Origin of the sequence: Kitasatospora sp. NPDC052868 (assembly GCF_044547105.1) — a bacterium.
Classification (GTDB): Bacteria; Actinomycetota; Actinomycetes; order Streptomycetales; family Streptomycetaceae; genus Kitasatospora.
In genome coordinates this window covers 327,058-340,483 of the sequence record NZ_JBITZW010000004.1, presented here as the reverse complement: position 1 = coordinate 340,483, position 13,426 = coordinate 327,058, and the positions used below count along the sequence as shown (strand labels likewise).

The window sequence follows — 13,426 nt, the reverse complement described above, 5'->3', positions numbered from 1 at the left end:
GCGGCGGGGCCGCGCAGGCGGGCGCTCACGTGGTCCTGGCGTCGCCGCCCAGCAGCGCACGGGACCGGTCGCGGTCGCCCTGCACCAGAGCGAGCGCCTCGTCGGAGAGGTCGACGATCCGGGTGGTGTCCCAGGGCAGCTCCAGACCGCTGTAGTGCAGGACCCGGTCGATCACCCCCGCGGTGAAGCCCCAGACCAGTCGGCCGCCGACCGCGAACGCCGGGCCGAGGTGGCCCGAGGGGTGCCGCAGCCGGGCCCGGTTGGCCGGGTCGGTCAGCTCGGCGAGCGGCACCCGGAACACCGCCCCGGTCTCCCCGAGGTCCACCGGCCGGACGGGCGTCTCCTGCCGCCACCAGCCGAGCACCGGGGTCACCACGAAGCGGCTGACCGGGATGTAGAGGGCGGGCAGGGTCGCGAAGACCTGCACGCCGGCCGGGTCCAGCCCGGTCTCCTCCCAGGCCTCGCGCAGGGCCGCCGCGACCGGCCCGGAGCCGTCCGGGTCGCCGTCCTCCGGGTCCAGCGCACCGCCGGGGAAGGACGGCTGGCCGGCGTGCGAGCGCAGCGAGCGGGCCCGCTCGATCAGCAGCAGGTCGGGGCCGGCGGGGCCCTCGCCGAAGAGCATCAGCACGGCCGAGGCACGCCCGCCCTCGGCGGGCGGCAGGAAGCGGCTCAGCTGCTCGGGCAGCACCTGCTCGGCGGCCTCGCGCACCGGCAGCAGCCAGGACGGCAGGCCGTCCCGCTCGATCCTCCTGGCCGCCCCGCTCGGCGCTTCCTCGCGCGCCGTCACTCGGCCACCGCCAGGTCCGCGACCACGCCCTGGTGCGCGGCGGCGTCGGCCCGCGCCGCCGCCTCGCCCGGGTAGTCGGCGGGCGGCCGCAGCCGCTGGCCCGGCTGACCGCCCATCTCGTACTTGAGCAGCTTCTTCGCCTTCTCCGCATCGGTCTCGCCCTCCCCGTAGGACGGGCAGAGCGGCGCGATCGGGCAGGCCCCGCAGGCGGGCTTGCGGGAGTGGCAGATCCGCCTGCCGTGGAACACCACCCGGTGCGAGAGCATCGTCCACTCGGACTTCGGGAAGATCTCCGCGACGGCCGCCTCGACCTTCTCCGGCTCCTCCTCGGCCGTCCAGCCGAACCTCCGCGCCAACCGCCCGAAGTGGGTGTCCACGGTGATCCCCGGCACCCCGAAGGCGTTGCCCAGCACCACGTTCGCGGTCTTCCGGCCGACGCCGGGCAGCGTGACCAGGTCCTCCAGCCGTCCGGGGACCTCGCCGCCGAACTCGTCGCGCAGTCTGCCGGCCAGGCCGATCAGCGATCTGGCCTTGGCCCGGAAGAAGCCGGTCGGCCGGATGATCTCCTCCAGCACCTCGGGCTCCGCCGCCGCCATGTCCTCCGGCGTCGGGTACTTCGCGAACAGCGCGGGCGTCGTCTGGTTCACCCGCAGGTCGGTGGTCTGCGCCGACAGCACGGTGGCCACCAGCAGCTGGAAGGGATCCTCGAAATCCAGCTCCGGATGCGCGTACGGGTACAGCTCCGCCAGCTCCCGGTTGATCCTCCGTGCCCTTCGCACCATCGCCAGGTGCGACTCCGGCTTCCTCGGCCTCACGGTCGCCCTCACCGCCGCCGGCTTGGCCGCGGCCTTCCGGACCTTGCTCTCTGCCATGCCCGAAGGCTACGCCGGACGGACGGCCCTCCGCGGGCAAAGCAGGTCGGCGGCGTCCGGGCACCCTTGCCCGGATGGTCATCGCGCCAACGGTCGCGCCCTCGCCGTCCTGTTCCGGCCCTGGCGACGGCCCCGGAGCAGGGCGCGGGCACGGGCACGGGCAGCCGGCGGGTGCACCGGCGCCTCCCCTGTCGGCGCCGGTGTACCCGTCGGCTCGATGCCGGTCCGGGGACCGGCAGGCCCGGGCGGCCACCGCCAGGCTTCGGAGCGGCGGCGGCCGCCCGGTCAGCGCCGGTACAGCGCGTCCAGCTCGCCGAAGCCGAGCGCACCCTCCAGCTCCGTCAGGGTGCCCGCACCGAGCAGCTCGGCGGCGGCCCGGCGGGCGGCGGTGTAGGCGTGCTGGGCCAGGCCGGTGCCGACGCTGATCCGCCGCACGCCGGTGGCCGCGAGCTCCGCCACGCTCGGCCCGCCCGCCATCGCCATCGCGTTCACCGGCAGCGGGGAGGCGGCGCACAGCCGGGTCAGCGCGTCGAGGTCCAGCAGGCCGGGGACGAAGAGGCCGTCCGCACCGGCCTCCGCGTACGCCTGCGCCCGGACGAGCACGTCGTCGAGACCGCCCAGCCCGAACAGGAAGACGTCCGTCCGGGCGTTGACCACCAGCTCGGGCAGGCCCGCCTCGGCGGCCGCCTCCCGGGCCGCGCGCAGCCGCGCGGCCTGCTCGGCCACCGCGAAGAGCGGCCCGCCGACGGCCGTCGAGTCCTCCAGGTTCACCCCGGCCGCGCCGGCGCCGACCAGCGCCCGGACGGTTTCGGCGACATCGGAGGGCTTCGGGCCGTAGCCGCCCTCGGCGTCGACGGAGACCGGCAGGTCGACGGCGGCGGCGATCCGGCGGGCCGCCTCGACCATCTCCGCCCGGCCGAGCTGCTGGCCGTCGCCGCGCCCGAGCGACCAGGAGACTCCGCCGCTGGTGGTGGCGATCGCGCCCGCACCGGCCGAGGCGATCACGGCGGCGCTGCCCGCGTCCCAGGCGTTCGGCAGGACGAGCACCCCGTCGGCCACGAGCTCCCGCAGCCGCAGGGCCCGGTCGCGGAGCGGGGTGGTGGTGGGGGTGTCAGTGGACATCGGGGGTCACCGTCTTTCATGCGGTCGGGCCTGGGGCCGCTGGGGAGCAGGGTTCACCTCGGCTGCCGGACGGTCTCGCCGCCGGGCTGCCGAGACGAATCCTGCTCCCGGGCCGCCGCCGACTCCATTGATTAAGCTGGGACCGAATCCTGAGGGGGTGCCGTGATGAGGACCGAGCTGGCGTTCTCGGCGAACGACCTGGCCCAGACCCGGTTCGCCGTCTCGCCGATGTGGGAGGTCGTGACCGGCCTCCGGGCCCTGGCCACCTCACCCGTCCCGGCCCTGCACCGCCGCTGGGCCGAGCAGGTCCGCCCCCGGCTGAGCGCCGCCGGGCTGGACCGCGGACGGCTCGCGGCCATGGTCCCGCCCACCGGCCACCTCCCCGACTTCCTCAACCCCGCGCCGACCGGCCCCTCCCCCGCCCTCGCCGACGAGCTGGCCGCGATCACCGCCACCACCGACGAGCAGGTCAGGACCGACCTCGACTACCTGGCCGCCGAGCACGACGGCCGGCTCCCCGCGCGGCTCTGGCCGCTGTACCGGGAGCCGGCCGCCCAGCTCCCCAAGGTCGCCGCCGAGATCGAGGCCTACTGGCAGACGGCCCTCGCCCCCTACTGGGCCAGGATCCGCGCGGTACTGGAGGCGGACGTCTTCCACCGGGCCCGGCAGGCCGCCGAGCAGGGCACCGCCCGAGTCCTCGACGATCTGCACGAGACCGTCCGGTGGGACGGCCAGGCGCTCCGGCTGGCCGAGCGGCACTGCGCCGTCCAGCGGATCGAGGCCGGCGCCGGGCTGCTGCTCGTCCCGTCCGCCTTCGCCTGGCCGCGCGTGCTGACCCGCTCGCTGCCGCCCGACCCGCCGCAGCTCGCCTACCCCGCCCGCGGCATCGCCACCCTGTGGGAGCCCCGGACGGGGAGCGACTCGGACGCGCTCGCCGCCGTACTCGGCCGCTCCCGGGCCCTGCTGCTGACCGAACTCGACTCGCCCGCCTCGACCACCGAGCTCGCCCGCCGGAGCGGAATGTCGGCCGCCGGGGTCTCCCAGCACCTCACCGCGCTACGGGCGGCCGGCCTGACCAGCGCCCACCGGGCGGGCCGCGCGGTCCTCTACGCCCGCACCGCCGTGGCAGACGCCCTGCTCGCGCCGTCGGACGGCCCCGGACACCCCGCCGGGTAACCCGTCGGTACGAATGGCCCCTCGCAGCACCCCTCGGCGCACCCCCTCCTCATATGATCGGAGCGACATGCGCCATGCTTGGTGATGCAGAGCACTGTACGAAAACTTGCGCCGGACGGCCCCAGGGCCGAACGGCCGAGAAGGAGGAAGCACGTGGACGACGTTCTGCGGCGCGCCGCACTCTTTGCGGCACTCGACGACGAACAGGCCGGCGAGCTGCGCGCTTCCATGACCGAGGTCACCCTCGCCCGTGGCGAGTCGCTGTTCCACGAGGGCGACCCGGGCGACCGGCTGTACGTCGTCGCCGAGGGCAAGGTCAAGCTGCACCGCGCCTCGCCGGACGGGCGGGAGAACATGCTCGCCGTCCTCGGCCCCAGCGAGATGATCGGCGAGCTGTCGCTGTTCGACCCGGGCCCGCGCACGGCCACCGCCAGCGCGCTGACCGAGGTCAAGCTGCTGGGCCTCGGTCACGGGGACCTCCAGCCGTGGCTGCACGCCCGCCCCGAGGTCTCGATCGCGCTGCTGCGCGCCATCGCCCGGCGCCTGCGCCGGACCAACGACGTGATGTCCGACCTGGTCTTCTCCGACGTGCCCGGTCGCGTCGCCAAGGCCCTGCTGGACCTCTCCCGCCGGTTCGGCGTGCAGTCCGACGAGGGCATCCACGTCGCCCACGACCTCACCCAGGAGGAGCTGGCCCAGCTGGTCGGTGCCTCCCGGGAGACGGTCAACAAGGCGCTCGCCGACTTCGCCGGCCGCGGCTGGCTGAAGCTCGAGGCCCGCGCGGTGGTCCTGATGGACGTCGAGCGGCTGTCCCGCCGCTCGCGCTGACCCCGGTCGGAGCAGACGTACGCGAGGGCCCGTGCACCGGTTGGTGCACGGGCCCTCGCGTGTGTCCGGGCCTTCGCGTGTGTCCGGACGGCCGGAGCGGGTGTCAGATCAACCCGTGCTCCTCCAGGTACTGCAGCTGGGCGCGGACGGACAGCTCGGCGGCCGGCCAGAGCGCGGGATCGACGTCCGCGTAGACCCGGGCCACCACCTCGGGCGCCGTCCGGCAGCCGGCCTCGACCGCCGTCTCCACCTGCGCGAGGCGGTTGGCCCGGTGGGCCAGGTAGTAGTCCACGGCGCCGAGGGCGTCCGCGAGGACCGGCCCGTGGCCGGGCAGCACCGTCCGCACACCGTGCTCGGAGGCCATCGTGTGCAGGCGGCGCAGCGAGTCCAGGTAGTCGCCGAGCCGGCCGTCGGGGTGGGCGACCATCGTGGTGCCGCGGCCGAGCACGGTGTCTCCGGTGAGGACCGCGCCGTCGGCCGGGAGGTGGAAGGTCAGCGAGTCCGAGGTGTGCCCGGGGGTGCCGACCACCCGCAGGTCCAGGCCGCCGACGTCCAGGCGCTGGCCGTGGGTGAGGCCCTCGGAGCCGAGACGGTGCGCCGGGTCCAGCGCTCGCACCTCGGTCCGGGTGAGCTCCGCGAAGCGGGCCGCGCCCTCGGCGTGGTCGGCGTGGCCGTGGGTGAGCAGGGTGAGCGCGATGCGCTTGCCCTGCTGTTCGGCGGCGTCGACGACCCGGCGCAGGTGGCCCTCGTCGAGCGGGCCGGGGTCGACGACCACGGCCAGGTCCGAGCCGGGCTCGGAGAGCAGCCAGGTGTTGGTGCCGTCCAGCGTCATCGGTGACGGGTTCGGCGCCAGCACGCAGAGTGCCCGGGGGGTGGCCTCGCCGCCGATGGCGGCGGCGGGGTCACCCGGGAGGAGTCCGCTCACCGGCCGCCCCCACCGGGGTGGCCGAGCACGCGCGCGGGCAGTGCCCGGAGGAGGTCGCGCAGGCCGCGACCGCCCTCCTCGACGATCTCGGCCTCGAAGGCCAGGGTGCGGGGGGTCAGGCTGCGGGCGGGCATCTCGCGTGCCGTCCGGCGAGCCACATCGTTGTGGGTCATCGGGCGTCGGTCCTTCCTCTGTCGGCGTTGCGGAAATCGGTGGGCTGTACCGGCGGGCCGAGCGGCCCCGGGTCAGCGGTCCAAGGTCAGTCGTCCCCGGGGTCAGCGGTCCCCAGGGTCAGCGGTCCTCGGGAAAGTCTCCATCGATGGTCAGCTCTTCATACCCCGACCATCGAACCGTCATTCGATCACCCCTCACCTCGGCGCGGCCGAGGATCGGGTCCAGCGACCGGCCCGCGGCCGCGTCCAGCGCCCCGGCGGCGTCGCGCACCGGCAGCAGCTCCCGCAGCACCGTGACGGTCGGCGGCAGCATGCCGTACCGGCCCTGCTCGTAGCCGCTGACGGCGTCGGCCGGGGAGAGCCAGGCGACCTTGTCGGCCTCGCCGACCTCCTGGGCCGCACTCTGACCGGGCGGCAGGGCCGCGACGAAGAACCAGGTGTCGTACCGGCGCTCCTCGAAGGCCGGGGTGACCCAGCGGGCCCAGCCCGCCAGCAGGTCGCTGCGCAGCAGCAGCCCGTGGCTGCGGAGGAAGTCGGCGAAGGAGAGCTCGTGCGCCTCCAGGGCGGCCCGCTCGGCGGTCCAGTCCCGGGGCTCGGCGGTGCTGTCGGCGTCCGGTCCGGCCAGCAGGACGCCGGCCTCCTCGAAGGTCTCCCGGACTGCCGCGCAGACCACCGCCTGCGCGGTCCGGGCGTCCACGCCCAGCCGCCGTGCCCATTCGGCGGGGCCCGGTCCGGCCCAGCCGAGCTCGGCCTCGGCGTCGCGCGGGTCCACCCCGCCGCCCGGGTAGGCGTACATGCCGGCGGCGAAGGCCATCGAGGTGCGTCGGCGCAGCAGGTACGCCTGCGGCCCGTCGGCCGCGTCCCGCAGCAGCACCACGGTGGCGGAGGGCTTGGGCGCCGGCGGGGTCAGCTCGCCGGACTCGACCGCCCGGATCCGGGCAGGCCAGCCGGGCGGCATCGGGAGCGTCGTTGCTCGATGGTCCATGCCCGGATGCTAAGCGCCGGGGGGCGGGCTTGGACAGAGCCGCCCGGTCCCCCGTTCGGCGGCGGCGCGCCCCACGGCTCAGGACGCGCCGCGCCGCACGATCACACGCCCGTCTTGACCCGGACCTGGAGCTCGACCTCGACCGGGGCGTCCAGCGGCAGCACGGTGACGCCGACGGCGCTGCGGGCGTGCACGCCCGCCTCGCCCAGCACCTGGCCGAGCAGCTCGCTGGCACCGTTGATGACACCCGGCTGACCGGTGAAGTCGGCGGCGGAGGCGACGAAGCCGACCACCTTCACGACCCGCTCGATCAGGTCCAGGTCGCCGATCACCGACTTCACCGCGGCCAGCGCGTTGAGCGCGCAGATCTGCGCGAGCTGCTTGGCCTCCTCGGGGGTGACCTCCGCTCCGACCTTGCCGGTGTTCGGCAGCTTGCCGCCCACCATCGGCAGCTGGCCGGAGGTGAACACGAACTCGCCCGACCGCAGGGCCGGCACGTACGCGGCGACCGGGGCGGCCACCGGCGGCAGGCTCAGGCCCAGCTCGGCGAGCTTCTCCTCGACCTTGCTCATGCGCTCTTCTCCCGCTTGAAGTAGGCCACCAGCTGCTCCGGGTTCGGACCCGGCACGACCTGGACGAGCTCCCAGCCGTCGTGGCCGAAGTTGTCCAGGATCTGCTTGGTGGCGTGTACGAGCAGAGGCGCCGTCATGTATTCCCACTTGGTCATGGCCAGACTCTAGACGAGCCTTCACGGCGATCCGCGCGGGCCGCGGCCCGGCGTGTGAGGTGGGCCACAAACCGGGCATGATTCAGGTCCGGCCCCCCTGATGCTCCCGGCATCCGGCGCGGTCCCTGGTTACCCTCGCGGGAGGGCACCTGTGGAAGGGCACCGGAACGGTGTCTGCCGGCGGAGCGGCCCACGGCCCTCGAAGACGGACGGAGACGGAGCGTGGCACGCACCCCCGGCCAGGCGGCCCGGCGCGATCCCGACTGGGAGGGCGTACGGCTGCACGTGGTCAGCGGCAAGGGCGGCACCGGGAAGACCACCCTGGCCGCGGCGCTGGCACTGGCGCTCGCCGCCGACGGCAGGCGGACCCTGCTGGTAGAGGTGGAGGGCCGCCAGGGCATCGCCGAGCTGTTCGGGATCGCCGCGCTGCCCTACGAGGAGCGCCGGATCGCCTCGGTCTCCCGGGCCCAGCTCGGCCTGCCCCCGGCCACACCCGCCGGCGACGGCGGCAGCGGAGGCGGTGGTGTCAGCGGCAGCGGCAGCGGCAGCGGAGAGGTCTATGCGCTGGCCATCGACACCGAGCTGGCGCTGCTCGAGTACCTCGACATGTTCTACAAGCTCGGCCGGGCCGGCAAGGCGCTGCAGAAGGTCGGCTTCGTCGACTTCGCCACCACCGTCGCACCCGGCGTCCGGGACGTGCTGCTCACCGGCAAGGCCTGCGAGGCGTCCCGGCGCAAGGGGCCGGACGGCCGCCGGAAGTACGACGCGATCGTGATGGACGCGCCGCCGACCGGGCGGCTCACCCGCTTCCTCAACGTCAACTCCGAGGTGGCCGGACTGGCCCGGTTCGGGCCGATCCACACGCAGGCGCAGGCCGTGATGCGGGTGCTGAAGTCCCCGGAGACCGCGGTGCACCTGGTCACCCTGCTGGAGGAGATGCCGGTGCAGGAGACCGTCGACGGCTTCGCCGAGCTTCGCGAGGCCGCCCTCCCGGTGGGCGGGGTGATGGTGAACATGGTCCGGCCGCCGGTGCTGGACGCGGCGGCGGTCGCAGCCGTGGACGGGGACCACCGCGAGGAGGTCGCGCTGGCCCTCGGCGAGGCGGGCCTCGGCGGGCGCTCCCGCAAGCCGGAGACCGTCCGGGCCGCGGTGGAGCCGCTGATCGACCCGCTGCTGGAGCAGGCCAGAGAGCATGCCGAGCGGGTGGAGCTGGAGCGCGAGCAGCGCGCGGACCTGCAGCAGCTCAAGCTGCCGACGTACGAGCTGCCGCTGCTGGGCGAGGGCGTGGACCTCGGCGGCCTCTACCGGCTGGCGGGCGAACTGAAGCGTCAGGGGGCGGCGTGAGCGGGCAGGGTGGGCGGGGCAACGCGATGCGTGGGAACGGCGGCCGTCTCGACGTGGACGGGCTGATCGACGACCCGAAGACGAGGATCATCGTCTGCTGCGGCTCGGGCGGGGTCGGCAAGACCACCACCGCCGCGGCGCTCGGGCTGCGGGCCGCCGAACGCGGCCGCAAGGTCGTCGTGCTGACGATCGACCCGGCCCGCCGACTGGCCCAGTCGATGGGCCTGACCGAGCTGGACAACACCCCCCGGGTCGTCAAGGGCGTCACCGGCGAGGGCGAGCTCCAGGCCATGATGCTCGACATGAAGCGGACCTTCGACGAGGTCGTGCTGGCCCACGCCGATCCCGAGCGGGCCAAGGCGATCATGGAGAACCCCTTCTACCAGTCCCTGTCGGCCGGCTTCGCCGGCACCCAGGAGTACATGGCGATGGAGAAGCTCGGCCAGCTGCGCGCGGCCGAGGAGTGGGACCTGATCGTCGTCGACACCCCGCCGTCCCGCTCCGCGCTGGACTTCCTGGACGCGCCGAACCGGCTCGGGTCCTTCCTGGACGGCAAGGTGATCCGCATCCTGACCGCGCCGGCCAAGGTCGGCGGGCGCAGTGCGATGAAGTTCCTCAACGCCGGGATGGGCCTGCTCACCGGCACCCTCGGCAAGATCTTCGGGGCCCAGCTGCTGACCGACGTACAGACCTTCGTCAGCGCGATGGACTCGATGTTCGGCGGCTTCCGGGAGCGCGCGGACCGGACGTACCAGCTGCTCAAGGCGCCGGGTACGGCGTTCCTGGTGGTGGCGGCGCCCGAGCGGGACGCGTTGCGCGAGGCCGCGTACTTCGTCGACCGGCTGGCGGCCGACCGGATGCCGCTGGCCGGCCTGGTGCTCAACCGGGTGCACGGTACGGGGGCTCCGCAGCTGACCGCCGAGCGCGCGCTGGCAGCGGCCGAGGCGCTGGAGGAGAACGGTTCGGAGAACGCCTCCCCCGAGGCCGAACTGCTCGCCGCCGGACTCCTGCGCCTGCACGCCGAGCGGATGCAGATCCTCACGAGGGAGCGTCGCACCCGCGACCGCTTCGTCTCGGTGTACCCGGACGTGTCGATCGTCGAGGTCGGTGCACTGCCCGGGGACGTCCACGACCTGGAAGGGCTGCGCGCCATCGGGGACCGCCTGAGCGGTGCCGTGTAGCGCGGCCGTTCCATGCAGCCCGACGGATCCGTACAGCTCCGCGGATCCGTGCAGGTCGGCGGGCGCCGTGTGGTCCGGCGCCGTGTGGTGTGGCGCTGCGTGGTGCGGCGCGGTGTATGCCGGACGGTCCGTCCGGACGCCGCTGCTCAGCCCGCCTGGGCGTAGTCCGTCAGTATCACGCCGGTGGCGAGGGACTCCTCGTACTCCGTGCGGGCCGTCTCCAGCAGCCGCCGCCAGGACATCACCGTCGGACGGCGGCGCAGCAGCGCCCTGCGCTCGCGCTCCGTCATACCGCCCCAGACCCCGAACTCCACCCGGTTGTCCAGCGCATCCGCCAGGCACTCCGTGCGGACGGGGCACCCGCTGCACACCGCCTTGGCGCGATTCTGCGCCGCCCCCTGGACGAACAGTTCGTCCGGATCACTAGTGCGGCAGGCGGCCTGCGCACTCCAGTCGTCTACCCAGCCCATGCCGGCGCCGTCCTCTCCCGAATCGAGGCTCCCCCACGGCGGCAACGGCATATTCACCGTTGCCAGTTGAGGACGTTACGGAAGAACGACAGCTTGCAACAGCCCCTTCGGGCTCAATCTCGAATGACCCGATTGGACTATGGGTATCACTCAGCTCACTCGTTGGAGTGATCGCAGGTCGCAAGCCTTGCCAGGAACACGGGCGCCACTCTAGCCACGCGCGTCGTCACGGAGCGCCACCAAAAACAGGGGTGCAGCAGGTGACAGCTACCTCAAAAGCAGCCCATCGGGGGGCAATTCGGGCAAACCTCATCACTCACAAGAGTGAGCGATGTTGACGCACCGAAGCTGTCGCAAGCTTGTGACAAGCCTAGGCGAACACCTGCGCCTCTGTGCGGTATTCGGCGACGTAGGGTTCTCCCCATGGCACCGAAGCGCCCCCAGGCATCCCAGAGCCCAGGCAACAACGGAGCTCCGCGCGGCCGGCGCCGCGGGTCACCGCTCGAGTTCGCGGGACACGGAGTGAAGTTCCTGGGTGTCAGCGTGCTCTCCGGAGTCCTTCTCGCCGGCATGGCCCTGCCCGCCGTCGGCGCGCTCGGGCTCACCGCGAAGAACACCGCGGAGAGCTTCGACAACATCCCCGACGACTTCAAGACCCCGCCGCTCACCCAGGCCACCCAGATCTTCGACGCCAAGGGCGGTCTGATCGCCAAGGTGTACGAGCGCGACCGCACGGTGTTGACCGCCGACCAGATGTCCCCCTACATGCGCCAGGCGCAGGTGGACATCGAGGACGCGCGCTTCTACGAGCACGGCGCCGTCGACCTCAAGGGCGTGCTCCGCGCGGCCAGCAAGAACGCCGAGAGCGGCACCGCCTCGCAGGGCGCCTCGACGCTGACCCAGCAGTACGTGAAGAACGTCAACGTCGAGAAGGCCGGTGACGACCAGGCCGCCGTGCTGGAGGCGCAGCGCAAGACCCTGGGCCGCAAGATCCAGGAGCTGAAGGTCGCGATCAAGCTGGAGGAGGATCTGACCAAGGACCAGATCCTCACCAACTATCTGAACATCACCTTCTACGGTCACCAGGCCTACGGCGTGGAGTCGGCGGCCCAGCGGTACTTCAGCAAGAACAACAAGGACCTGACCATCGCCGAGGCCGCCACCCTGGCCGGCGTGGTGCAGAACCCCTCCCAGTACGACCCGGTGCGCTACCCCGAGAACACGGTGAAGCGGCGCAACGTGGTGATCGACAAGATGCTGGAGAACAAGCACATCACCGCCGACCAGGCGAAGGAGGCGAAGGCCGCCCCGCTGGGTCTGAAGTACAAGGACCCGCAGAACGGCTGCATCACCGCCAACGCCGGGATGGGCTTCTTCTGCGACTACGTCCGGCACGTGGTCAAGCAGGACCCGGTGTTCGGCAAGACCGCCGCCGAGCGCAAGAAGTTCTGGGACCAGGGCGGCCTGAACATCTACACCACCCTCGACCCGGACAAGCAGGCCGCCGCCCAGAACGCGGTGACCAGCAAGGTCAAGGTCACCGACTCGGTGTCGGCCGCCGCGACCATGATGGAGCCGGGCAGCGGCAAGATCCTGGCGATGGCCCAGACCCGCCCGTACGGCCTGGACCCGAACAAGAACCAGACCGTCGTCAACCTCAACGTCGACGCGGCGATGGGCGGCGGCAACGGCTTCCAGCCGGGCTCGACCTTCAAGCCGATCATCGCGGCCGCGGCGCTGGAGTCCGGGATCTCCCCCACCCAGGCGTACCCGTCGGAGAACCGCATCGAGTGGCCGACGATGAAGACCTGCGAAGGCACCTGGAAGAACACCGAGAAGGGCGACAAGCGGTTCGTCCCGAACGAGAGCAAGAGCGAGGTCGGCCCCTACGAGCTGAAGGAGGCGATGGCCCGCTCGGTCAACACCTACTTCGTGCAGATGGAGGCCGAGATGGGTCTCTGCCCGGTCAAGCAGATGGCCAACAAGCTCGGCATCACCACCCGGGCCAGCGGTGACAAGCTGGACGTCGTTCCGGCCATCACCCTGGGCACCCAGGAGATGTCCCCGCTGACCATGGCGAACGTCTACGCGACCTTCGCCGCCCGGGGCAAGTACTGCACCCCGATCGCGGTCAACAAGATCACCACGGTGGACGGCAAGGACATCAAGGTCCCGGCCTCCAGCTGCAGCCAGGCGATGTCGGAGAGCACCGCCGACGCGCTCAACACCGTGCTGCTCAACGTGACGGAGAAGGGCACCGGCGCCTCACTCGGCCTGGAGGACGGCCGCCAGATCGCGGGCAAGACCGGTACCACCGACAAGAAGAAGGCCGCCTGGTTCAACGGCTACACGCCGCAGCTCGCCACCGCCGTCTGGATCGGCGGCCCGGCCGGCGGTGTGGAGATGAAGAACATCAAGATCGGCGACACCTACTACGGCGGCGACGGCGTCTTCGGTGCCACCGGCCCCGGCCCGATCTGGAAGCTGGCGATGGACCAGGCGCTGAAGGGCTCCGCCAAGGAGAGCTTCCAGACCGTCAACATCCCGGACCCGGCACCCAAGCCCGACCCCAACGCCACCCCGACCGCCGGCGCCACCCCGCCGAGCGGCGACGCGGCGGGCGGCAACCCGGCCGGCGGCAACCCTGCGGGCGGCAACCCCGGCGGCGGCAACCCCGGCGGCGCGACGAACGCCGGCGGGATGATCGGCGGCGGGTTCACCCTCCCGCCCGGGATCATCGGCGGGAACGGGAACGGCAACGGTAACGGCAACGGCGGCGGCCACCGCTGACCCGCTGACGCAGCGAATGGAAAGGGGCGCCCCCCGAGTGGTCACT

14 protein-coding genes are annotated in these 13,426 nt (G+C 72.9%); 5 read left to right on the top strand and 9 right to left on the bottom strand.

What is annotated here, in order from left to right:
- Positions 1-25: 25 nt before the first annotated feature.
- The 3 genes from ACIGZJ_RS10225 to ACIGZJ_RS10215 all read right to left on the bottom strand — a co-directional run bounded on the left by ACIGZJ_RS10225 (position 26) and on the right by ACIGZJ_RS10215 (position 2,781).
- Positions 26-787, bottom strand: coding sequence for an NUDIX hydrolase (locus tag ACIGZJ_RS10225; protein ID WP_396456791.1), 762 nt, complete (start codon positions 785-787; stop codon positions 26-28).
- A complete protein-coding gene (gene nth, locus ACIGZJ_RS10220) occupies positions 784-1,659 on the bottom strand; it encodes an endonuclease III (protein ID WP_396456790.1) in 876 nt (291 codons plus the stop codon). Before nth ends, ACIGZJ_RS10225 begins: the two co-directional genes overlap by 4 nt.
- Positions 1,660-1,944: 285 nt before the next feature.
- Complete coding sequence (locus ACIGZJ_RS10215; protein ID WP_396456789.1) at positions 1,945-2,781, bottom strand: isocitrate lyase/phosphoenolpyruvate mutase family protein; 837 nt, start codon at positions 2,779-2,781, stop codon at positions 1,945-1,947.
- A 165-nt stretch (positions 2,782-2,946) separates the two neighbouring features.
- On the opposite strand from ACIGZJ_RS10215, the gene ACIGZJ_RS10210 reads away from it, so the two are divergent.
- On the top strand, positions 2,947-3,957 hold the full coding sequence (locus tag ACIGZJ_RS10210; RefSeq protein WP_396456788.1) for a DUF5937 family protein: 1,011 nt from the start codon (positions 2,947-2,949) through the stop codon (positions 3,955-3,957).
- A gap of 153 nt (positions 3,958-4,110) precedes the next feature.
- On the top strand, positions 4,111-4,785 hold the full coding sequence (locus ACIGZJ_RS10205) for a Crp/Fnr family transcriptional regulator (RefSeq protein ID WP_030392646.1): 675 nt from the start codon (positions 4,111-4,113) through the stop codon (positions 4,783-4,785).
- A gap of 103 nt (positions 4,786-4,888) precedes the next feature.
- Here the strand turns inward: ACIGZJ_RS10205 and ACIGZJ_RS10200 are convergent, their stop codons facing one another.
- The 5 genes from ACIGZJ_RS10200 to ACIGZJ_RS10180 form a co-directional block, all read right to left on the bottom strand.
- Complete coding sequence (locus tag ACIGZJ_RS10200; protein WP_396456787.1) at positions 4,889-5,710, bottom strand: MBL fold metallo-hydrolase; 822 nt, start codon at positions 5,708-5,710, stop codon at positions 4,889-4,891.
- Positions 5,707-5,883, bottom strand: a complete 177-nt coding sequence (locus ACIGZJ_RS10195; protein ID WP_396456786.1) for a hypothetical protein — start codon at positions 5,881-5,883, stop codon at positions 5,707-5,709. The genes ACIGZJ_RS10200 and ACIGZJ_RS10195 overlap by 4 nt, the downstream gene beginning before the upstream one ends.
- A 118-nt stretch (positions 5,884-6,001) precedes the next feature.
- Complete coding sequence (locus tag ACIGZJ_RS10190; RefSeq protein ID WP_392930830.1) at positions 6,002-6,868, bottom strand: NUDIX hydrolase; 867 nt, start codon at positions 6,866-6,868, stop codon at positions 6,002-6,004.
- Between the two features lie 101 nt (positions 6,869-6,969).
- Entirely contained in the window at positions 6,970-7,440 is a 471-nt protein-coding gene (locus tag ACIGZJ_RS10185) for a RidA family protein (RefSeq protein ID WP_392930828.1), read from the bottom strand.
- Entirely contained in the window at positions 7,437-7,595 is a 159-nt protein-coding gene (locus ACIGZJ_RS10180; protein WP_387949865.1) for a DUF4177 domain-containing protein, read from the bottom strand. Before ACIGZJ_RS10180 ends, ACIGZJ_RS10185 begins: the two co-directional genes overlap by 4 nt.
- Before the next feature lie 222 nt (positions 7,596-7,817).
- Here ACIGZJ_RS10180 and ACIGZJ_RS10175 point away from each other — a divergent pair, with 222 nt between their 5' ends.
- Together ACIGZJ_RS10175 and ACIGZJ_RS10170 are read left to right on the top strand one after the other, a co-directional pair.
- On the top strand, positions 7,818-8,939 hold the full coding sequence (locus ACIGZJ_RS10175) for an ArsA-related P-loop ATPase (protein ID WP_396456785.1): 1,122 nt from the start codon (positions 7,818-7,820) through the stop codon (positions 8,937-8,939).
- 26 nt (positions 8,940-8,965) lie between these two features.
- Positions 8,966-10,120 (top strand): ArsA family ATPase, encoded by a 1,155-nt coding sequence (locus ACIGZJ_RS10170; protein WP_396456868.1) that lies wholly within the window; start codon positions 8,966-8,968, stop codon positions 10,118-10,120.
- A gap of 146 nt (positions 10,121-10,266) precedes the next feature.
- Here ACIGZJ_RS10170 and ACIGZJ_RS10165 read toward each other — a convergent pair whose 3' ends face one another.
- Positions 10,267-10,590, bottom strand: a complete 324-nt coding sequence (locus tag ACIGZJ_RS10165) for a WhiB family transcriptional regulator (protein ID WP_033333275.1) — start codon at positions 10,588-10,590, stop codon at positions 10,267-10,269.
- Between the two features lie 423 nt (positions 10,591-11,013).
- Here ACIGZJ_RS10165 and ACIGZJ_RS10160 point away from each other — a divergent pair, with 423 nt between their 5' ends.
- Positions 11,014-13,380, top strand: a complete 2,367-nt coding sequence (locus ACIGZJ_RS10160; RefSeq protein ID WP_396456784.1) for a transglycosylase domain-containing protein — start codon at positions 11,014-11,016, stop codon at positions 13,378-13,380.
- Positions 13,381-13,426: the final 46 nt, after the last annotated feature.

What these genes read in the sequence shown, in the direction of transcription:
- nth (WP_396456790.1), bottom strand. Translation starts at nt 1,659, where the DNA reads ATGGCAGAGAGCAAGGTCCGGAAGGCCGCGGCCAAGCCGGCGGCGGTG.
- ACIGZJ_RS10215 (WP_396456789.1), bottom strand. Translation starts at nt 2,781, where the DNA reads ATGTCCACTGACACCCCCACCACCACCCCGCTCCGCGACCGGGCCCTG.
- ACIGZJ_RS10210 (WP_396456788.1), top strand. Translation starts at nt 2,947, where the DNA reads ATGAGGACCGAGCTGGCGTTCTCGGCGAACGACCTGGCCCAGACCCGG.
- ACIGZJ_RS10195 (WP_396456786.1), bottom strand. Translation starts at nt 5,883, where the DNA reads ATGACCCACAACGATGTGGCTCGCCGGACGGCACGCGAGATGCCCGCC.
- ACIGZJ_RS10190 (WP_392930830.1), bottom strand. Translation starts at nt 6,868, where the DNA reads ATGGACCATCGAGCAACGACGCTCCCGATGCCGCCCGGCTGGCCTGCC.
- ACIGZJ_RS10185 (WP_392930828.1), bottom strand. Translation starts at nt 7,440, where the DNA reads ATGAGCAAGGTCGAGGAGAAGCTCGCCGAGCTGGGCCTGAGCCTGCCG.
- ACIGZJ_RS10180 (WP_387949865.1), bottom strand. Translation starts at nt 7,595, where the DNA reads ATGACCAAGTGGGAATACATGACGGCGCCTCTGCTCGTACACGCCACC.
- ACIGZJ_RS10170 (WP_396456868.1), top strand. Translation starts at nt 8,966, where the DNA reads ATGCGTGGGAACGGCGGCCGTCTCGACGTGGACGGGCTGATCGACGAC.
- ACIGZJ_RS10165 (WP_033333275.1), bottom strand. Translation starts at nt 10,590, where the DNA reads ATGGGCTGGGTAGACGACTGGAGTGCGCAGGCCGCCTGCCGCACTAGT.
- ACIGZJ_RS10160 (WP_396456784.1), top strand. Translation starts at nt 11,014, where the DNA reads ATGGCACCGAAGCGCCCCCAGGCATCCCAGAGCCCAGGCAACAACGGA.